Raw genomic sequence first — 18721 nt, 5'->3', positions numbered from 1 at the left:
AGCTTTGCATGAAACGTCGTCAAATTCTCGCAGCAGCAGGCGTAGGCCTTGCAGCCACGGCACTGGCCGGTTGCAAACAAGAGGCTGAAACCGCTGGTAAGCCCCAAGAAGGCGCGAGCAGCCAAACCTTCAACTGGAAAATGGTCACCTCCTGGCCGAAGAACTTCCCCGGCGTAGGCGTCGGTGCCGAGCGCTTCGCCAAGCTGGTTGATGAAATGAGCAATGGCCGCTTGAAGGTCAAAGTCTATGCCGCTGGTGAGCTGGTGCCGGCGCTGGAAGTATTCGATGCAGTGAGCCGCGGCACTGCCGAAATGGGCCACGGCGCGCCTTACTACTGGAAAGGCAAAGTGCCGGCCGCGCAGTTCTTCTGCGCCCTGCCATTTGGCCCCAACGCCCAGGAAATGAATGCCTGGCTGCACAAGGGTGGCGGCATGCAGCTGTGGGAAGAAACCTACAAGCCGTTCGGCGTACTGCCGATTGCCTGCGGTGCGACCGGCGTGCAAACCGCGGGTTGGTTCAACAAGGAAATCAACGGCGTGGCCGACTTCCAGGGCCTGAAGATGCGTACCCCAGGCCTGGGCGGCGAAGTGCTGACCAAGATGGGCGGCACCGTGGTCAACATGCCGGCCGGTGAGATCTTCACTGCGTTGCAGACCGGCGCCATCGACGCCACCGAGTGGATCGGCCCATACAACGACCAGGCCCTGGGCCTGCACAAAGCCGCCAAGTACTACTACACCCCGGGCTGGCAAGAGCCGAACGTGACCTTCGAGCTGGATATCAACATCAAGGCTTGGGAAACCCTGCCAGCGGATCTGCAGGCCATCGTCCGTGCCGCCGCTCGTGATGTGAACGGCGACATGCTCGACGACTACAACGCGAAGAACATGGAGGCCCTGGAGCAGCTCAAAGGCGAAGGCGTGGAAGTGCGCCGTCTGCCAGACGAAGTGCTGGCCAAGCTCAAGGAAGTGGCCGCCGAAGTGGTCGACGCCAGCGCCGCCGCCGATCCGGTAGCAAGCAAGGTATGGGCTCAGCAGAAGGCTTATCTCAAGCGTCTGTACGAATACGCCGAGCTGAACGAGAAGGACATCTACAACATCCGCGGCTGATTTCTAGCGCACAGCAAAACGCCGGCTCTTGAGCCGGCGTTTTCGTTTCACCATCCGCTATCAGCGCCGCGCAGGCACCGGTCGAGTGCGGCCGCTGCCGTCGATGGCGACGAAGACGAAGACCGCCTCGGTGACCTTGCGCCATTCGCTGGACAGTGGATCGTCGCTCCACACTTCGACCAGCATCTGGATCGAGCTACGGCCTACTTCCACGGTTTGCGTATAGAAGGACAGCTGCGCGCCAACCGCTACCGGCACCAGGAAGGCCATACGGTCGATGGCCACGGTGGCTACGCGGCCGCCGGCGACCTTGCTGGCCATGGCGGTGCCGGCCAGGTCCATCTGCGACACCAGCCAGCCGCCGTAGATATCGCCAAAACCGTTGGTTTCACGCGGCAGTGCGGTGATCTGCAAAGCCAGGTCGCCTTGCGGAATGGGGTCTTCCTGTTCGAAATCGTGCATCGGATAGGCTCGCGGCGCGGTTGTTTTTATTGGCGCGGTGCGGGGCTTGGCGGTGGCGGCGAGTCAGGCTCTGCGGCTATCGCGGGTCGGCCCAGCAGGCCCGCGGGAGTGCGGGCGCAGCGAGTATAGCGACTCGGCAGTCGCAGGGCGACCATGGCACTTGGCCGGCTGGGCTTTGCACGCCAGGCCATCGACTGCGGCAAAATTTCAGCAGCGTTCATCTAACTGTCACATTGCATACATACAGTCGTCATGCGGCCTACAGATACTTGGCCCCGTTCAATCCAACACTAGTCTGCTAGGAGTAAGGCATGAAACTTAAGCGTTTGATGGCGGCCATGACTTTTGTCGCCGCTGGCGTGGCTACCGCCACTGCGGTTGCTGCTGTCGATCCGGCTCTGCCGAGCTACACCAAAACTTCCGGCGTATCGGGCAACCTGTCCAGCGTTGGTTCCGACTCCCTGGCCAACCTGATGACTCTGTGGGCTGAAGAGTTCAAAAAGGAATACCCGAACGTCAACATCCAGATCCAGGCCGCCGGTTCTTCCACTGCGCCGCCCGCTCTGACTGAAGGCACCGCCAGCATGGGCCCAATGAGCCGCCCAATGAAGGATGCCGAGATCCAGGCGTTCGAAGAGAAATACGGCTACAAGCCGACTGCCGTACCGGTGGCCATCGACGCCCTGGCGGTATTCGTGCACAAAGACAACCCAATCAAGAGCCTGGACATGGCTCAGGTTGACGCGATCTTCTCCAGCACCCGCCTGTGCGGTGGCGCTACCGATATCAAAACCTGGGGTGACCTGGGCATGACCGGTGAGTGGGCTGCCAAGCCGATTCAGCTGTTCGGTCGTAACTCGGTATCCGGCACCTACGGTTACTTCAAAGAAGAAGCCCTGTGCAAAGGCGACTACAAGGCTAACGTCAACGAGCAGCCAGGTTCGGCTTCCGTGGTGCAGTCGATCTCCAGCACCATCAACGCCATCGGTTACTCGGGCATCGGCTACAAGACTTCCAGCGTGAAGACTGTGCCTCTGTCGAAGAAAGGCGGCGAAGCCTTTGACGCCAACGAAGAAAACGCCCTGGCTGGCAAGTTCCCGCTGGCTCGCTTCTTCTACGTTTACGTCAACAAGGCACCGAACAAGCCGCTGAGCCCGCTGGACGCCGAGTTCGTCAAGCTGGTGCTGTCCAAGCAAGGTCAGGAAGTGGTTGTGAAAGACGGCTACATCCCGCTGCCAAGCAAAGTGGCTGCGAAAACCCTGAAGGAGCTGGGCCTGGAGTAATCCCGGTACAGGCAAGGACGCCTAAGTAAGTCGCACGCCCGCCTTCGTTTACGACAGGTGGGCGTTGCTTTGTCAAAGCGCTGTAACTTTTCTGTCACATAGGGCGGCTAGAGTTAGCGCCTCGTATAGCGACAGAAATCACTATGGCGCGCTCATGGCTGCGCAGAGACGCTCTTACCTATGAATGACTTGGCTAGTGAAACCATGACCGCCACATCCAAATCCCTCGGGCTGGACTTCAACACCCCGGCCCTGCAGCGCAAGCGGCGTATCCGCGCGCTGAAAGATCGTTTCGCCCGCTGGGCGGTATCCATCGGTGGTATGGCCGTACTCGGCGCCATCACCCTGATCTTCTTCTACCTCGCCTACGTGGTGCTGCCGATGTTCCAGGGCGCCAGCCTGGACACTCGCAAGCCGGTACAGGTTGCCTGGTTGAATGAAGCTGCCGCGCCGCTGCTGCTGACCCTGGAAGAACAGAACCAGATGGCCATGCGCCTGGACCAGAGCGGCAAGGTGCAGTTCTTCGATGCGAAGAAGATGCAGCCGCTGAACAGCGTGCAACTGCCGATCCCAGCGGATGCGCGAATTGTTTCGGTCGGCCAGGACCAGCCAGGTAGCAACCGCGTTGCCCTGGGCTTGTCCAACGGCCAGGTGCTGGTGTTCCAGCATGTCTACAAGCTCAGCTACCCGAATGATGTGCAAACCATCACGCCGAGCATTGAGTACCCGTTCGGTGAAGCGCCGATCGAGCTCGACCCTCAGGGTCGCGAGCTGGATCACATGGGCGTCAGCCTGAACAGCGGCACGCTGATGCTGGCGGGTTCCACCGGCACCGAGCTGCACGTGCTGAGCCTGGGTCGCGAAGAAAACATGATGACCGGCGAGGTGACCCTCAGCGAAGAGCGCGTCGCTCTGCCCCAGATCGCCGAGCCGATCAAGGCGCTGATCATCGACCCACGCCACCTGTGGCTGTATGTGGTCAACGGTCGCGCCACTGCCGATGTCTTCGACATGCGCAGCAACAGCCTGAATGGCCGCTACAAGCTGCTGGATGATGGCAAGCTGGAAGTCAGCAACGCCACCTCGCTGCTCGGCGGTATCTCGCTGATGATCGGTGACACCAGCGGCGGCATCGCCCAGTGGTTTATGGTGCGCGAAGCAGACGGCAAGGCCGTGCTGAAGTCGATTCGCAGCTTCCAACTGGCCGACAGCCCGATCATCCAGATTCTCCCGGAAGAGCGCCGCAAGGGCTTCTTTGCCCTGGACGCCAAAGGCAACCTAGGCATCTTCCACAGCACCGCGCACCGCACCCTGCTGGTTGAGCCGGTTGCCGAAGGTCAGGCTCTGGCCGCCCTGTCGCCGCGCGCCAACCGCGTATTGGTGGAGAGCGATGGCCAGCTGCAACGCTTGATCATCGACAACCCGCACCCGGAAATTTCCTGGAGCTCGCTGTGGGGCAAGGTCTGGTACGAGAACTATGACGCGCCGGGCTACGTCTGGCAGTCGACTTCCGCCAGCACCGACAACGAACCCAAGCTGAGCCTCGCGCCGCTGGCCTTCGGTACGCTGAAAGCCGCGTTCTACGCCATGCTTCTGGCCGCGCCGCTGGCCATCGCTGCCGCGCTGTACACCGCCTATTTCATGGCCCCCGCGCTGCGTCGCAAGATCAAGCCGGTGATCGAGCTGATGGAAGCGCTGCCGACAGTGATTCTCGGCTTCTTTGCCGGCCTGTTCCTCGCCCCTTATGTGGAAGGCCATCTGCCGGGGATTTTCAGCCTGCTGATCTTTACCCCGATCGGCATTCTGCTGGCGGGTTACCTGTGGAGCCGTCTGCCCGAGTCGATCCGCCTGAGCGTGCCGGATGGCTGGGAGTCGGCGATGCTGATCCCGGTAATCCTGCTGGTGGGCTATGTCTCGCTGGCCATGAGCGGCCACGTGGAGAACTGGATGTTCGACGGCAACATGCGCATGTGGCTGAGCAATGATCTGGGCATTCCGTTCGACCAGCGCAACGCCCTGGTAGTCGGCCTGGCCATGGGCTTTGCGGTGATCCCGACCATCTACTCGATTGCCGAAGACGCCGTGTTCAGTGTGCCGAAGAGCCTGACGTTCGGCTCCCTGGCCCTCGGTGCCACGCCGTGGCAGACCCTGACCCGCGTGGTGATTCTCACCGCCAGCCCAGGCATCTTCTCGGCGGTGATGATCGGCATGGGTCGCGCCGTTGGCGAAACCATGATCGTGCTGATGGCCACCGGCAACACCGCGATCATGGACATGAACATCTTCGAAGGTCTGCGCACCCTGGCCGCCAACGTGGCGGTGGAAATGCCCGAATCGGAAGTCGGTGGTACTCACTACCGCGTGCTGTTCCTCTCGGCGCTGGTGCTGCTCGGCTTCACCTTTGTCATGAACACCCTGGCGGAGCTGGTGCGCCAGCGTCTGCGCGTCAAGTACGCCTCGCTCTAAGGCTTGGGAAGGTATATGTCCGTGAAACAGAACAACCTGAAAACCTGGTTCAAGAGCGGTACGCCGTGGATCTGGATGAACGCCGGCGCGGTATCGATCGCGGTGATCATGACCCTGGGTCTGATGATGGTGATCGCCGTGCGCGGCCTCGGCCACTTCTGGCCGGCTGATATCGTTGAAGCCGACTACCAGATCCCTGGTCAGGAAGCCAAGGTGATGGCCGGTGAGATCACCCAGATCGAAGAAGTGCCGCGTGCGCGTCTGGCCGCTTCCGGCTTGCCGGTGGAGGCTGAAGGCGGCGAATTTATGACCCGCGAGCTGTTCAAGGTGGGTAACCGCGATGTGTATGGCGCGGACTTCACCTGGGTGGTCGGCGAGTGGCTGAGTAACCTGCGCACCCCGGAAAACCTCACGGCGCTGGAGCGCCGCGAGTGGGGCAACTTCTACGGCTACCTGGTCAATGTTAAGGAAAACGGCGAACTGGTTGCCGAAGGCGATGCCAGCTGGCCCGCGCTGCAAGAGCGCCTGGAGCGCGTTGAGCAGCTGCACAAGAACCTGGTGCGCCTGGAGAAGAAAGACATCGGGCGGATCAACGCCGGTCTGGAACGTATCCGTCTGCAAACCCGCAAGCTGGAGCTGCAGGGCAAGCTGGACGACGTCGCCCAGGCAGAACTGGACGCCGAGCGTGCGCAGTGGGATGCCGAGTACAAGGTGCTGGAAACCGAGCTGATCGCCCTTAATCAGGCGTTCAACCGCGACAGCGTCACGCTGAAAACAGCCGATGGCCGTGAAGTGACCATCAGCCTGGGCAAGGTGGTGCGGGCCTTCCAGCCGAATGCCATGGGCATGGGCGACAAGCTCGGCTTCTACTTCGCCAAATTGTGGGAGTTCGTCAGCGACGACCCGCGTGAAGCCAACACCGAAGGCGGCATCTTCCCGGCGATTTTCGGCACCGTGATGATGACCCTGATCATGGCTGTGATCGTCACCCCGTTCGGCGTGGTCGCGGCTATCTACCTGCGTGAATATGCCAAGCAGGGCCCGCTGACTCGGGTAATCCGCATCGCGGTAAACAACCTGGCCGGCGTTCCGGCCATCGTTTACGGCGTGTTCGGCCTGGGCTTCTTCGTCTATGTACTGGGCGGCTCGCTGGACCGCATGTTCTTCCCGGAAGCCGCACCGGCGCCGACTTTCGGTACGCCGGGCCTGCTGTGGGCCTCGCTGACCCTGGCGATCCTCACCCTGCCGGTGGTGATCGTGGCCACCGAAGAAGGTTTGGCGCGGATTCCTCGCGCGGTGCGTGAAGGCTCTCTGGCCCTCGGCGCGACCAAGGTGGAAACCCTCTGGCGCGTGGTGCTGCCAATGGCCAGCCCGGCGATGATGACAGGTCTGATTCTCGCCGTGGCCCGCGCCGCTGGCGAAGTGGCGCCGCTGATGCTGGTGGGCGTGGTCAAGCTGGCACCCTCGCTGCCGCTGGATGGCAACTACCCGTATCTGCACCTCGATCAGAAGATCATGCACCTGGGCTTCCACATCTACGACGTCGGCTTCCAGAGCCCCAACGTCGAGGCCGCGCGGCCGCTGGTGTACGCCACCGCGTTGCTGCTGGTGCTGGTCATCGTGGTGCTGAACATGGCGGCGGTCTATATCCGCAACCACCTGCGCGAGAAGTACAAGGCGCTGGATCACTAATCATTGCGCCGCGGCCTGCTGGCCGCGGCGGCTTAACGCATTTGTTAGCGTAGGGAGCATCCCATGCAGCACGAAACACATACACACGGTATCGACATGGCGGCCCTCGGCCGCGACCGCCAGGGCCTGAACATGGCCAACGAGCGCGTGGCCATCGACGTACCTGGTCTGAACCTCTATTACGGCGAGAAGCAGGCGCTGTTCGACGTGCAGATGACCATCCCCAACCAGCGCGTGACGGCCTTTATCGGCCCGTCTGGTTGCGGCAAGTCGACCCTGCTGCGCACCTTCAACCGGATGAATGATCTGGTCGACGGTTGCCGCGTTGAAGGCGAAATCAACCTCGACGGCAAGAACATCTACCGCAAGGGCGAAGACGTTGCCGAACTGCGTCGTCGCGTTGGCATGGTGTTCCAGAAGCCCAACCCGTTCCCCAAGAGCATCTACGAGAACGTGGTGTACGGCCTGCGCATCCAGGGCATCAATCAGAAGCGCGTGCTCGATGAAGCCGTGGAATGGGCACTGAAAAGCGCGGCGCTGTGGGATGAAGTGAAGGATCGTCTGCACGAGTCGGCACTCGGCCTCTCCGGTGGTCAGCAACAGCGTCTGGTGATCGCCCGTACCGTAGCGGTGCAGCCGGAAGTGCTGCTGCTCGACGAACCTTGCTCGGCCCTCGACCCAATCTCCACGCTGAAAGTTGAAGAGCTGATCTACGAACTGAAATCCAAGTACACCATCGTCATCGTTACCCACAACATGCAGCAGGCGGCGCGGGTCTCGGATTACACGGCGTTTATGTACATGGGCAAACTGATCGAGTTCGGTGATACCGATACGCTGTTCACCAACCCGGCGAAGAAACAAACCGAGGATTACATCACCGGTCGTTACGGCTGATGGCAAGCCCATTCACTGTCGACACGTATCCGGTTAATTCAAGGGTTAGCACATGATCAACAAAGAAAACCTTACCCAGCATATCTCCCAGCAGTTCAACGTCGAGCTGGAGGAGGTGCGCAGCCACCTGCTGGCCATGGGCGGCTTGGTCGAGAAGCAGGTCAACGATGCGGTTACCGCACTGATCGACGCCGACTCCGGTCTGGCTCAGCAAGTGCGCGAGATCGATGACCAGATCAACCAGATGGAGCGCAATATCGACGAAGAGTGCGTGCGCATTCTCGCCCGTCGTCAGCCGGCCGCGTCCGACCTGCGTTTGATCATCAGCATTTCCAAGTCGGTAATCGATCTCGAGCGTATCGGCGACGAAGCCACCAAGATCGCCAAACGCGCGATTCTGCTGTGCGAAGAAGGCGAGGCGCCACGCGGCTACGTCGAAGTGCGGCATATCGGCGATCAGGTACGCCGGATGGTGCAGGAAGCACTGGACGCTTTCGCCCGTTTCGACGCCGACCTGGCGCTGTCGGTGGCGCAGTACGACAAGACCGTGGACCGCGAATACAAGACCGCGCTGCGTGAACTGGTGACCTTTATGATGGAAGACCCGCGCTCGATTTCGCGCGTGCTCAACATCATCTGGGCCCTGCGTTCGCTGGAGCGCATCGGCGACCACGCGCGCAATATCGCCGAACTGGTGATCTACCTGGTACGCGGCACCGACGTGAAACACATCGGCCTGACCCGCATGCAGGAAGAAGTGCAGGGCACCAAAAAAGGCAACTGAGTCGGCTGTTGCGGGCGGCGTTAGCGCGCTGCTCGTACGGTGCTACATGGCAAAGATGCGCCTGATCGCGACATATGGTGCATTTCGGTTGGCCTTTGGCCAGTAGCCGTGACTATGCTTAAGGCCATCAGAACAGGAGTGGCCGATGAGCAAAGTCAGCGTGCTGGTAGTGGACGACGCAACCTTTATCCGCGACTTGGTGAAAAAGGGTTTGCGCGACCACTTCCCAGGCATCCAGATCGAGGAAGCCGTCAACGGGCGAAAAGCCCTGCAGATGCTGACGCGCCAGCCGGTTGACCTGATTCTCTGCGATTGGGAAATGCCGGAAATGTCTGGCCTGGAACTGCTTACTTGGTGCCGCGAACAAGAAGCCCTGAAGATCGTCCCGTTTATCATGGTCACCAGCCGCGGTGATAAAGAGAACGTGGTGCAGGCGATTCAGGCCGGCGTTTCCGATTTTATCGGCAAGCCCTTTTCCAACGAACAACTGATCACCAAGGTGAAAAAGGCCCTTAGCCGCGCCGGCAAATTGCAGGCGCTGATGTCCAGCGCGCCGCCGAAAATGCTCAGCAGTGGCTCCTTCGCCAACGACTCGCTGTCCGCTTTGACCGGCGGCAAAGCCGATGTGGTCAAACCAGCAGCAGGGCCAGCGGTGCAAGCCGCTGCGGCCTTTGCCGGGAAACCTGCGGCGGCCAAAGCACCGGCCGCCAGCGCCCCCAGTGGTCGAGGTCAGGGCCAGTTGCGTTTGCCCGGTGGCGCCAGCATGTCCTGCGTAATCAAGGCGCTGAGCCTCAAGGAAGCGCTGCTGGTGGTCAAACGCACCGAGGTACTGCCGCAGGTGCTGGAAAGCGCGGTGCTCGATCTGGAACAGGGCGAAGCGGCAGAAACCGCACGGCTCAACGGCTACCTGCATGCCGTCGCGGCCTTCGAGCCAAAACCGGACAGTGAGTGGCTGCAACTGACCTTCAGATTTGTCGACCGCGACCCGCAGAAACTCGACTACATCTCCCGGCTAATCGCCCGCGGTACCGCGCAGAAGCACTTCAGCCCCGGCGCGTAAGCAAACCCAGTCCTCCCGGTGCATGCGAGATGGCTCACAACCCTGGCGCGTCGGTTCGCGTCGCACGGGTTCCGCTGCTAATCTCAACGATCCGGACAGACAAATCATAAGATCCGAGTCGTTATGCTAGGGCGTCTGATACTTCTCTGCAGTTTGTTGACCCTTGCCGGCCAGGCAGCGGCGTTGACTATTTACAAGTACACCGATGCTAACGGCGTGGTCACCTATACCGACCAGGCCGCGCCCGGTGCGCAGGTGTTCGTGTTTCGCGACCGCATGGTTGAGCGCCTGGACAACCAGGTAAAGCTGGAAACCAAGAAACACGAAGCCGGTGAAACCCTGTTGGTGCGCAACGACCTGCACGCACCGGTGCAGATCGAACTGCGCCTGGAAGCCACTGACAACGTCACGGGCGTGCCGAACAAACCGATCAGCTGGGTGCTGCCGCCGCGCAGCAATATCCGCCTGGCCACCTTGGCCCCGCGTGATGCCAGCAAACCCATGCGTTACACCCCCAAGCTGCGCTACGCCATGGGCGATCCGCGCCTGCTGCCGACCCAGAAGAGCTACCCGCTGCCATGGCGCGGCGGCCCGTTCCGCCTGACCCAGGGCGCCAACGGCAAGTACAGCCACTTCACCCCAAAAGGCCGTTACGCCATGGATATCGCCATGCCCGAAGGCACGCCAATTGTTGCGGCGCGCGGTGGCATTGTGGTGAAAACCGAGAATCAGCAAAGCGGCCGCGGCAACAACCCGTCCGGCAACTACGTGCGTGTCTTGCACGACGACGGCACCATGGGCGTTTACCTGCACCTGATGAAGGGTTCGGTAGCGGTCAGTGAAGGCGCTCGCATCAACGCCGGCAGCATGCTCGCGCGCTCCGGCAACACCGGCAACAGCACCGGTCCGCACCTGCACTTTGTGGTGCAGCGCAATGTCGGCCTGGCGCTGGAATCGATCCCCTTCAACTTCGCCCAGCCGGTCAACAGCCTGCCCAACTTTGCGGTGGGCGGGGAATAGTCAGCGCTGCCGCGCAATCCATGCCTGGATTTCATCGACGCTGTAACCGCTCAGGGTTTCTTTGTCCTTTAGCGCCGCGTCACGACCCCACTGCACGACCAGGTTGCGTCTGTGCCGCTCGGAAATATTCGGCGGGCCGCCATGCACCACTTTCGGGTGAATAAAAACCAACGAGCCTGGAGGACAGCTGACGCTGACCTTTCGGGCTTCGGCGTTACTAGCATCGTGAGCCGCATTGGCACGTGCGGCCTCGCTATCGGATAGCAGATGGGAGCCTGGGATAAATTCGGTGGCACCGTTCTCTGAGTCCATGCCGTCAAGGCAAACCATCAGGCGCAGAAACGATGAGTCCGCAGGGCAGATGTAACGATTGGGAAAGTCACGATGCCAGGCTATGCCGCTGCCAACCTGCCCCCGCTTCATGGTCACGTTGCTGAGGTGATAGCGAACGTCCTGGCACTGCAGCAAGTGTTGGATCATCCCAATAAGCGGCGCATACAGCATCAATTCAGCGAAGCGGTAGTCGAAAGCGGGCGGCTCACCGATGATGAAAATGGCATCGCCGGTAAGCTCGGCAGTAAGGCCGTTGCGCTTTGCGGCAGGCAGATCGCGCTCCATTATCAGGCGCGCGCATTGCTCCGCTGTCAGTGTCGGCAACGAGGCCTGGATGGCTTCGATCATCTCCAGCAAACACTGGATATGTTGAGGGGGAAAGGCGCTGGGAAGCATGGCAAAGCCATTGCGTCTATACGCCTCGACGGCTCTTTTGATTGACGCCTGGTGCATTACGCCACTCCTTGGCAGCTTTCCCTCAACGGCCAATCAATCCAGCTTCAGCACCTTGGCCAGCACGATCTTCGGGCCTTTCATCTTTTTCACGATGATGCGCAGGCCGTCGACTTCCAGCACTTCCTCTTCTTCGGGCATGCGCTTGAGCGTGTCGTAGATCAGCCCGGCGAGGGTTTCCGCTTCGACGTGATCGAGGTCGACGCCGAGCAGGCGTTCGACCTTGGCCAGTGGCGTGTCGCCGCGTACCAGCAGTTTGCCTGGTTGATAGGCGAGGATGCCGCGTTCGGCCTTGCGGTGTTCGTCCTGAATATCGCCGACCAGGGCTTCCAGCACGTCTTCCATGGTCAGGTAGCCGATCACCTTGCCGTCGGCTTCTTCGACCAGGGCGAAGTGCGAGCCGCCGATGCGGAACTGCTCCAGCAGGCTGGACAGCGGCATATGCCGACCGACGCGCTCAATCGGGTGCATCAGCTCGGCCAGTTTCAGCGCCGAGGGCAGCATCTCCAGCAGGGACAGGTGCAGCAGCAGGTCTTTGATATGCAGTACGCCGACGTACTCGCCGCTGGTGTCGTCGTAGATCGGGTAGCGGCTGTACTTGTGCCGGCGGAACACGCTGAACACTTCATCCAGTGCGGCTGTCAGCGGCAGGGACACCAGGTCCTCGCGGGAGTTGGCCCAGTCGACTACTTCCAGCTCGCCCAGCTCTACGGCCGAGGCCAGTACGCGCATGTCCTGGTCGCTGGGGTCGCTGGCGCGGCTGGAATGCAGGATCAGCTTGAGTTCGTCGCGGCTGTAGTGGTGCTCATGGTGCGGCCCCGGCTCGCCCTGGCCGGCTACACGCAGAATGGCGTTGGCGCTGGCGTTAAGCAGGAAGATTGCCGGGTACATGGCCCAGTAGAACATGTACAGCGGCGCGGCCGTCCACAGCGACAGCAGCTCGGGTTTGCGAATTGCCCAGGACTTGGGGGCCAGCTCGCCGACCACGATATGCAGGTAGGAAATGATAAAGAACGCGGTAAAGAAGGCGATGCCATGTATCAGCTTCGGCGATTCGATGCCGATACCCGCCAGCAGTGGTTCGAGTAGGTGGGCAAAGGCCGGTTCGCCGACCCAGCCGAGGCCGAGCGAGGCTAGGGTGATACCCAGCTGACAGGCTGAGAGGTAGGCGTCGAGCTGGTTGTGTACGGTGCGCAGGATATGCCCGCGCCAGCCATTTTTTTCCGCCAGGGCATCGACCTTGGTGGCGCGCAGTTTGACGATGGCGAACTCGGCGGCAACGAAGAAGCCGTTGAGCAGCACCAGAAACAGAGCGAATAGAACGAGGCCGAAATCGGCGAAATAGTTGCTGGCGACGTAACTCGTGGAGGGGTCCATAAAGGGTTCGGGTAGTGAATGACCGCTAAAGGGTGGGGGCTGACAGCCGGCTTTGCAAGTAGGGCGCGGTTACTGGCCGCGCCGTACCACTTGCAGGGTGGGGAAGTGGCAGGTGAAGGTGCTGCCCTTGCCCAGGTTGCTGACGATATCCAGCCGCGCGCGGTGGCGCAGCAGCACATGCTTGACGATGGCCAGACCCAGACCGGTGCCGCCGGTGTTGCTGGCGCGGCTGGAGTCGACGCGATAGAAGCGCTCGGTCAGGCGCGGCAGATGCTTGGCCTCGATGCCCAGACCGCTGTCCTGCACGCTGAGGTGCGCACCCTGTTCATCGCCCCACCAGCGAATCTGGATGTTGCCTTCGTCCGGGGTGTATTTCACCGCGTTGAACACCAGGTTGGAGAAGGCGCTACGCAGCTCGGTTTCGCTGCCCTTGAGCTTGAGGTGCGGGTCGGCTTCCAGGCTGATGCGGTGATGACGCTCGCCAGACAGCGCCTGGGCATCGTTCTTGATGCTCAGCAGCAGCAGATCAACGGCCACTGGCTGGTTGTCCGAGGGGTAGTCGGTGGCTTCCAGCTTGGCCAGCAGCAGCAGGTCGTTGAGCAGGTTCTGCATGCGTCCGCCTTGCTGCTGCATCTGCTGCAGGGCTCGCAGCCAGCGCGGATTCACGTCCTCGACGTTATCCAGCAGGGTTTCCAGATAGCCGGAGATTACTGTCAGCGGCGTGCGCAGCTCGTGGGAGACGTTGGCGACGAAGTCTTTGCGCATCTGCTCCAGCTGATACAGGCGGGTGATGTCGCGCACCAGCATCAGGTGTTCACGGTTGCCGTACTGGGTGATGTGGAATTGCAGGCGCAGGCGGTCGTTGACCGGTGACGGCAGTTCCAGCGGCTCGTTGTAATTGTGGTTCTCGAAATATTCGATAAAGCGCGGGTCGCGCACCAGGTTGGTGATCTGCTGGCCGCTGTCCTGTGGGGTTTTCAGGCCCAGGAGCTTCTCGGCGGCGATGTTCCACCATTCCAGGTTGCCGTCGCGGTCGAGCATGATCACCGCATCTTTCAGGGCGGCGGTGGACTCCTGCACGCGGTCGATTACCGCCTGCAGGCGGCCGCGGACTTTCTGGTCGCGGCGCTGCAGGTGATAGATGCTGTCGAATACTTCGCCCCACAGGCCGTAGCCATCGGGCGGCGCTTCGTCACCCTGGCGGGTGCGCAGCCATTTGTGCAGGCGCAGCAGTTGCTGCAGGTGCCAGCCGAGGTAGCCGGCCAGGCCGAGCAGTAGGGTCCAGGCGTATTCGCCGGTGATCAGCCCGAGCAGCAGGCAGGCACCGACCAGTAGCAACAAGCGACGTATCAGGGGGCCGCGCCAGTCTTGATTCAATTCGAGCTCATCCGCCAATCAATCCTTTATGCACACCCAAGCTGGGCCTGCAGGCCATCCTAACCGTCTTAGCTCTTGGTGGAAAAACGATAGCCGGTGCCTCGGACGGTTTGCACCAGGTTTTCGTAAACCTCGCCGAGGGCTTTGCGCAGGCGGCGGATGTGCACGTCGACGGTGCGCTCCTCGACATACACGTTGCCGCCCCAGACCTGATCGAGTAGCTGGCCACGGGTGTAGGCGCGCTCCTGATGGGTCATAAAGAATTGCAGCAGGCGGTATTCGGTGGGGCCCATCTCGGCCGGTTTACCGTCAATGGTGACGCGGTGGCTGACCGGGTCGAGCAGCAGGCCACCGACTTCGATCGGTCCTTCGCTGTCGGTTGGGCCTGCGCGGCGCAGCACGGCCTTAAGGCGTGCTACCAGTTCGCGTGGGGAGAACGGCTTGGTGATGTAGTCGTCGGCGCCGACTTCCAGGCCCTGGATCTTGTTGTCCTCTTCACCCTTGGCGGTGAGCATGATGATCGGGATGTCGCCGGTCAGCTCATCGCGCTTGAGGCGTCGCGCCAGTTCGATGCCGCTGGTGCCGGGGAGCATCCAGTCGAGCAGGATTAGATCGGGTTTACGGTCGACGATGATGGCGTGCGCCTGCTGGGTGTTCTCCGCTTCCAGGCACTCGTAGCCGGCCATTTCCAGGGCCACGGCGATCATTTCACGGATCGGTGCTTCGTCATCGACGATCAGGATGTTCTTGCCAACCATGGGTCAAGCCTCGGGTCATCTCGCTGTAATGGGCTGCATTAGATAACGGAATTATTGCAGCGATATGACAGGTGCGCGGCAAAGCTTCTTTCTAGCCGCGCAAGGCATAGTCCAGCACCAGGCCGATAAAGATCGCCAAGCCCGCCCAATGATTGTGCAGAAAGGCATTGAAGCAGGCCATCGGCTTGCGATTACGCGTCTTGTGAAACTCCCAGGCAAAGCAGCCGGCGGCTGCCAGCAGGCCGAGGTGGAAGTACAGGCCCAGCTCGAAGCGCGCTGCCGCCAGCAGCAGGCAGAGCAGCGCCAGGCCCTGGAGAATGACAATGATCAGGCGGTCGGCATCGCCAAACAGAATGGCGGTGGAGCGCACGCCGATCTTCAGGTCGTCCTCGCGGTCGGCCATGGCGTAGTAGGTGTCGTAGGCCACCGTCCACAGCAGGTTGGCGATATACAGCAGCCAGGCTTCCGGCGGCGGCATCTCTCCAGTTACAGCGCTGAAAGCCATCGGCATGCCCCAGGAGAATGCCGCGCCCAGCACTACCTGCGGATAGAAGGTGTAGCGCTTCATAAAGGGGTAGCAGGCGGCCAGGGCCAGGCCGCCGAACGACAGCCAGATGGTGGTGGCGTTGGTAAACAGCACCAGCACGAAGCTGGCCGCCACCAGCACGGCGAACAGAATCAGCGCCTCGCGCGGCTGCACCTTGCCACTGGCCAGCGGACGGGCTTTGGTGCGGCTGACGCGGCCGTCGAAGTTGCGATCAGCGTAATCGTTGATCACACAGCCCGCGGCGCGCATCAGCAACACGCCCACCACGAAGATAAACAGGTTTTTCGCGCTCGGTACGCCCTCGGACGCCACCCACAAGGCCCACAGCGTTGGCCACAGCAGCAGGTAGATGCCGATGGGCTTGTCCAGGCGCATCAGCTGGATAAAGTCCCAGGCGCGTGGGTGCAGGCGGTTGAGTGAGTGCAGCAGGCGGGTATACATCGAGCGCGTCTCCATGCGGGTTGCGGCTGATTATACGGAGCGCGGCGCGCGATGGGGCGTAGGTGATGGGTATCGCTACGCTCAACCTACGCGGCCCGCCCCATCCTACGGCTCGATGGCGGCAGTGGCCCAGAATTCGGGCAGAAATACCTCGGCCACCAGCACCCCCAGCGCGCCACGGCTAAAGCACGAGCGGCGCGCCCACAGGCGCTCGCTGTGGGCTTCTGCTGGCAGCCACTGGGCCGGGTAGCGGCATACCTGCAGTTCGCCGCGATCGAAGGCGCGGTCGCTGAACAACAACTCACCCAGCGAGCGGCTGCCGAGTTGATCCAGCGCCAGGCCGGAGCCTTCCAGTACGCTGCGCGCCGCCACGCTGCGGGCGAATACCCAGGGCTGGCCGTGACCGCGCAGGTACACCTCGCGCACCCAGCCCTGGCTGCCGTTAACCACGCCCAGCGCGCTGCATTCATCGCTGCGCAGGCGCTGCCAGCCTTCCTGCAGCGGGGTGACGCTGAAGCCATCGGCTGACAGCGCGGTCAGCCGCCGCGTCAGCGAATCCTCATTGAATAGCCAGTCGCGCACCGCGACAGTGGGCGCAGGGTGCAGTTGGCTGGCAGTCAGCCAGCGCGGCGGATGGGCGAGGGTGGCGTGGGGCACGAGCAGGTTTCACCGTAAGCAGAGGCGCGCGAGTCTAACATGGCCCTTGCGCCCGGACAGGTGGCTCCGGCCGCGTCGATTGGCCGCTACGCTGGGCAGAACCCGACTTTGGTTGGCCGTTGCGGCCGGCTATTCATCGCCCGGCGGCTTGGCGCACCTGCGCATATACGGTAGTTTCCCCGGCGCAATAGCCGTGTGATCCGCCTGAGGTAGTTATGAAGAAGTGGCAATGTGTGGTCTGTGGACTGATATACGACGAGAGCCAGGGCTGGCCTGATGAAGGCATCGCCGCCGGCACGCTCTGGCAGGATGTCCCGGAAGACTGGCTGTGCCCCGACTGTGGCGTAGGCAAGCTTGATTTCGAAATGATCGAAATCGGTTGAGTCCAGGCTGTGACAAGCGGCGACCCAAGGGTCGCCGTTTTGTTTAGCGAGTGCGCATACTGAATACCCCGAACGAGCTAGATAAGCGCCGAGGTGGCTATGCGCAAGTGGCAGTGTGTGGTGTGCGGTTTTATCTATGACGAAGCCCTCGGCCTACCCGAGGAAGGCATCGCCCCTGGCACGGCCTGGGAAGATATTCCCGCCGATTGGCTGTGCCCCGATTGCGGCGTCGGCAAGCTGGATTTCGAGATGATCGAAATCACCTGAGCCGCGTCAGCCCTGAAATCTATTACGGCCGCCGCAATGCGCGGCCTGTGTGAGGAATGCAGCATGAGTGCACCTGTCGTCATCGTCGGTACCGGCCTGGCCGGCTACAACCTGGCCCGTGAGTTTCGCAAGCTGGACAGCGAAACCCCGCTGTTGCTGATCACTGCCGACGACGGTCGCTCGTATTCCAAGCCGATGCTGTCCACCGGCTTTGCCAAAAACAAGGATGCCGATGGCCTGAGCATGGCCGAGTCGGGCGCCATGGCTGAACAGCTCAAGGCGGAAGTGCGCACCCATACCCGCATCAGCGGCATCGACCCTGGCCATAACCAGCTGTGGATCGGTGAAGAGGCCGTGCCATACCGCGACCTAGTGCTGGCCTGGGGCGCCGAGGTGATTCGTGTGCCGGTGCAAGGTGATGCCGACGATGCGATCTACTCGATCAATGATCTAGAAGATTACGCGCGCTTTCGCACGGCGGCTGCCGGCAAGCAGCGCGTCCTGCTGCTGGGCGCCGGGCTGATAGGTTGCGAGTTTGCCAATGACCTGAGCCTGGGCGGCTACCAGGTCGAACTGGTTGCACCCTGCGAACAGGTGATGCCCGGCCTGCTGCATCCGGCTGCCGCCGCTGCAGTTCAAGCCGGTCTGGAAGGGTTGGGTGCGCGTTTTCACCTCGGTCCGGTGCTGGCCAGCCTGAATCACAAAGGTGATGCATTGGAAGCGCACCTGTCCGACGGCACGCTGATCGAGTGCGATCTGGTGCTCTCAGCTGTGGGGCTGCGTCCGCGTATCGAACTGGCCGCCGCCGCCGGGGTGGCGGTCAATCGTGGGGTGGTGGTGGACCGCCAGCTGCGCACCTCTCACGCCAATATATACGCCCTGGGCGATTGCGCCGAGGTCGATGGGATCAACCTGCTCTACGTCATGCCGCTGATGACCAGCGCCCGCGCGCTGGCGCAAACCCTTGCTGGCACCCCAACGGCGGTGACCTACGGGCCCATGCCGGTGACGGTAAAAACTCCGGTCTGCCCGCTGGTGGTATCGCCGCCACCGCGCGGCCTGCAAGGCGAGTGGAGCGTCGAGGGCAGCGGCGCCGATATCAAGGCGCTGTGCCATGACAGCAGCGGCGCGCTGCTCGGTTATGCGCTGACCGGTACGGCCGTGCAGGAAAAATTGGCTCTGAATAAGCTGTTGCCTGCGCTATTGGCCTAAATGGCGGCTGTTCTGTCGGGTATGCCACAAAGTTGCCTGGTTTAACTGTCGGGCAAGACTGGCGCAGGGCCCAATGGCATGCCATCCTCCCTCAGTCTGCCGCAGCCTAGAGCTGCTGCGGCGCCTTGGTATCTGCTCGCGCA

At 61.8% G+C, this 18721-nt stretch carries 18 protein-coding genes; 11 read left to right on the top strand and 7 right to left on the bottom strand.

What is annotated here, in order from left to right; translation table 11 throughout:
* The first annotated feature begins 8 nt into the window (after positions 1–8).
* On the top strand, positions 9–1109 hold the full coding sequence (locus ACQ4LH_RS06915) for a TRAP transporter substrate-binding protein (protein WP_430696527.1): 1101 nt from the start codon (positions 9–11) through the stop codon (positions 1107–1109).
* A gap of 60 nt (positions 1110–1169) precedes the next feature.
* On the opposite strand, the gene ACQ4LH_RS06910 is transcribed toward ACQ4LH_RS06915, so the two are convergent.
* Positions 1170–1571, bottom strand: a complete 402-nt coding sequence (locus ACQ4LH_RS06910; protein ID WP_160342913.1) for an acyl-CoA thioesterase — start codon at positions 1569–1571, stop codon at positions 1170–1172.
* 311 nt (positions 1572–1882) lie between these two features.
* Between ACQ4LH_RS06910 and ACQ4LH_RS06905 the strand changes: the two genes are divergently transcribed.
* From ACQ4LH_RS06905 to ACQ4LH_RS06875, 7 genes are all read left to right on the top strand, one after another.
* Positions 1883–2854: a PstS family phosphate ABC transporter substrate-binding protein gene (locus ACQ4LH_RS06905; RefSeq protein WP_160013773.1), complete on the top strand. Its 972-nt coding sequence runs from the start codon at positions 1883–1885 to the stop codon at positions 2852–2854.
* Positions 2855–3034: 180 nt separating this feature from the next.
* Positions 3035–5320, top strand: a complete 2286-nt coding sequence (locus ACQ4LH_RS06900) for an ABC transporter permease subunit (RefSeq protein ID WP_430696526.1) — start codon at positions 3035–3037, stop codon at positions 5318–5320.
* A 15-nt stretch (positions 5321–5335) separates the two neighbouring features.
* On the top strand, positions 5336–7012 hold the full coding sequence (gene pstA / locus ACQ4LH_RS06895) for a phosphate ABC transporter permease PstA (RefSeq protein ID WP_430696525.1): 1677 nt from the start codon (positions 5336–5338) through the stop codon (positions 7010–7012).
* Positions 7013–7075: 63 nt separating this feature from the next.
* A complete protein-coding gene (gene pstB, locus ACQ4LH_RS06890) occupies positions 7076–7909 on the top strand; it encodes a phosphate ABC transporter ATP-binding protein PstB (protein WP_430696524.1) in 834 nt (277 codons plus the stop codon).
* A gap of 52 nt (positions 7910–7961) precedes the next feature.
* Positions 7962–8693 carry a phosphate signaling complex protein PhoU gene (gene phoU, locus ACQ4LH_RS06885; protein ID WP_430696523.1) on the top strand — a complete coding sequence of 244 codons (732 nt, stop codon included), beginning with the start codon at positions 7962–7964 and terminating at the stop codon, positions 8691–8693.
* Positions 8694–8838: 145 nt separating this feature from the next.
* Positions 8839–9753, top strand: coding sequence for a response regulator (locus ACQ4LH_RS06880; protein WP_430696522.1), 915 nt, complete (start codon positions 8839–8841; stop codon positions 9751–9753).
* Positions 9754–9876: 123 nt separating this feature from the next.
* The gene (locus ACQ4LH_RS06875; protein WP_430696521.1) at positions 9877–10773 is read left to right on the top strand and encodes a peptidoglycan DD-metalloendopeptidase family protein; all 897 of its coding nucleotides are present in this window, start codon (positions 9877–9879) and stop codon (positions 10771–10773) included.
* Here the strand turns inward: ACQ4LH_RS06875 and ACQ4LH_RS06870 are convergent, their stop codons facing one another.
* The 6 genes from ACQ4LH_RS06870 to ACQ4LH_RS06845 all read right to left on the bottom strand — a co-directional run bounded on the left by ACQ4LH_RS06870 (position 10774) and on the right by ACQ4LH_RS06845 (position 16716).
* The gene (locus tag ACQ4LH_RS06870) at positions 10774–11559 is read right to left on the bottom strand and encodes a phytanoyl-CoA dioxygenase family protein (protein WP_430696520.1); all 786 of its coding nucleotides are present in this window, start codon (positions 11557–11559) and stop codon (positions 10774–10776) included.
* 36 nt (positions 11560–11595) lie between these two features.
* Positions 11596–12936 carry a hemolysin family protein gene (locus tag ACQ4LH_RS06865; protein ID WP_430696518.1) on the bottom strand — a complete coding sequence of 447 codons (1341 nt, stop codon included), beginning with the start codon at positions 12934–12936 and terminating at the stop codon, positions 11596–11598.
* Positions 12937–13005: 69 nt separating this feature from the next.
* Positions 13006–14313, bottom strand: a complete 1308-nt coding sequence (phoR, locus tag ACQ4LH_RS06860; protein WP_430696517.1) for a phosphate regulon sensor histidine kinase PhoR — start codon at positions 14311–14313, stop codon at positions 13006–13008.
* 68 nt (positions 14314–14381) lie between these two features.
* A complete protein-coding gene (gene phoB, locus ACQ4LH_RS06855) occupies positions 14382–15071 on the bottom strand; it encodes a phosphate regulon transcriptional regulator PhoB (protein ID WP_090379663.1) in 690 nt (229 codons plus the stop codon).
* Positions 15072–15162: 91 nt separating this feature from the next.
* The gene (gene ubiA / locus ACQ4LH_RS06850; protein ID WP_430696516.1) at positions 15163–16059 is read right to left on the bottom strand and encodes a 4-hydroxybenzoate octaprenyltransferase; all 897 of its coding nucleotides are present in this window, start codon (positions 16057–16059) and stop codon (positions 15163–15165) included.
* A 105-nt stretch (positions 16060–16164) separates the two neighbouring features.
* Complete coding sequence (locus tag ACQ4LH_RS06845) at positions 16165–16716, bottom strand: chorismate--pyruvate lyase family protein (protein WP_430696515.1); 552 nt, start codon at positions 16714–16716, stop codon at positions 16165–16167.
* A gap of 215 nt (positions 16717–16931) precedes the next feature.
* On the opposite strand from ACQ4LH_RS06845, the gene ACQ4LH_RS06840 reads away from it, so the two are divergent.
* From ACQ4LH_RS06840 to ACQ4LH_RS06830, 3 genes are all read left to right on the top strand, one after another.
* The gene (locus tag ACQ4LH_RS06840) at positions 16932–17099 is read left to right on the top strand and encodes a rubredoxin (protein WP_090240746.1); all 168 of its coding nucleotides are present in this window, start codon (positions 16932–16934) and stop codon (positions 17097–17099) included.
* A gap of 99 nt (positions 17100–17198) precedes the next feature.
* Positions 17199–17366 carry a rubredoxin gene (locus tag ACQ4LH_RS06835; RefSeq protein WP_305593126.1) on the top strand — a complete coding sequence of 56 codons (168 nt, stop codon included), beginning with the start codon at positions 17199–17201 and terminating at the stop codon, positions 17364–17366.
* 63 nt (positions 17367–17429) lie between these two features.
* Positions 17430–18578, top strand: coding sequence for an NAD(P)/FAD-dependent oxidoreductase (locus ACQ4LH_RS06830; RefSeq protein WP_430696514.1), 1149 nt, complete (start codon positions 17430–17432; stop codon positions 18576–18578).
* Positions 18579–18721: the final 143 nt, after the last annotated feature.

This window comes from Pseudomonas peli (assembly GCF_050563605.1).
Lineage (GTDB): Bacteria > Pseudomonadota > Gammaproteobacteria > Pseudomonadales > Pseudomonadaceae > Aquipseudomonas > Aquipseudomonas peli_A.
This window is presented reverse-complemented; position numbering and strand designations above follow the sequence as displayed.

Bases quoted from the DNA above. Each gene is read 5' to 3' on its own strand.
- ACQ4LH_RS06915 (WP_430696527.1), top strand. From the start codon at position 9: ATGAAACGTCGTCAAATTCTCGCAGCAGCAGGCGTAGGCCTTGCAGCC.
- ACQ4LH_RS06910 (WP_160342913.1), bottom strand. From the start codon at position 1,571: ATGCACGATTTCGAACAGGAAGACCCCATTCCGCAAGGCGACCTGGCT.
- ACQ4LH_RS06905 (WP_160013773.1), top strand. From the start codon at position 1,883: ATGAAACTTAAGCGTTTGATGGCGGCCATGACTTTTGTCGCCGCTGGC.
- ACQ4LH_RS06900 (WP_430696526.1), top strand. From the start codon at position 3,035: ATGAATGACTTGGCTAGTGAAACCATGACCGCCACATCCAAATCCCTC.
- pstA (WP_430696525.1), top strand. From the start codon at position 5,336: ATGTCCGTGAAACAGAACAACCTGAAAACCTGGTTCAAGAGCGGTACG.
- pstB (WP_430696524.1), top strand. From the start codon at position 7,076: ATGCAGCACGAAACACATACACACGGTATCGACATGGCGGCCCTCGGC.
- phoU (WP_430696523.1), top strand. From the start codon at position 7,962: ATGATCAACAAAGAAAACCTTACCCAGCATATCTCCCAGCAGTTCAAC.
- ACQ4LH_RS06880 (WP_430696522.1), top strand. From the start codon at position 8,839: ATGAGCAAAGTCAGCGTGCTGGTAGTGGACGACGCAACCTTTATCCGC.
- ACQ4LH_RS06875 (WP_430696521.1), top strand. From the start codon at position 9,877: ATGCTAGGGCGTCTGATACTTCTCTGCAGTTTGTTGACCCTTGCCGGC.
- ACQ4LH_RS06870 (WP_430696520.1), bottom strand. From the start codon at position 11,559: ATGCACCAGGCGTCAATCAAAAGAGCCGTCGAGGCGTATAGACGCAAT.
- ACQ4LH_RS06865 (WP_430696518.1), bottom strand. From the start codon at position 12,936: ATGGACCCCTCCACGAGTTACGTCGCCAGCAACTATTTCGCCGATTTC.
- phoB (WP_090379663.1), bottom strand. From the start codon at position 15,071: ATGGTTGGCAAGAACATCCTGATCGTCGATGACGAAGCACCGATCCGT.
- ubiA (WP_430696516.1), bottom strand. From the start codon at position 16,059: ATGTATACCCGCCTGCTGCACTCACTCAACCGCCTGCACCCACGCGCC.
- ACQ4LH_RS06840 (WP_090240746.1), top strand. From the start codon at position 16,932: ATGAAGAAGTGGCAATGTGTGGTCTGTGGACTGATATACGACGAGAGC.
- ACQ4LH_RS06835 (WP_305593126.1), top strand. From the start codon at position 17,199: ATGCGCAAGTGGCAGTGTGTGGTGTGCGGTTTTATCTATGACGAAGCC.
- ACQ4LH_RS06830 (WP_430696514.1), top strand. From the start codon at position 17,430: ATGAGTGCACCTGTCGTCATCGTCGGTACCGGCCTGGCCGGCTACAAC.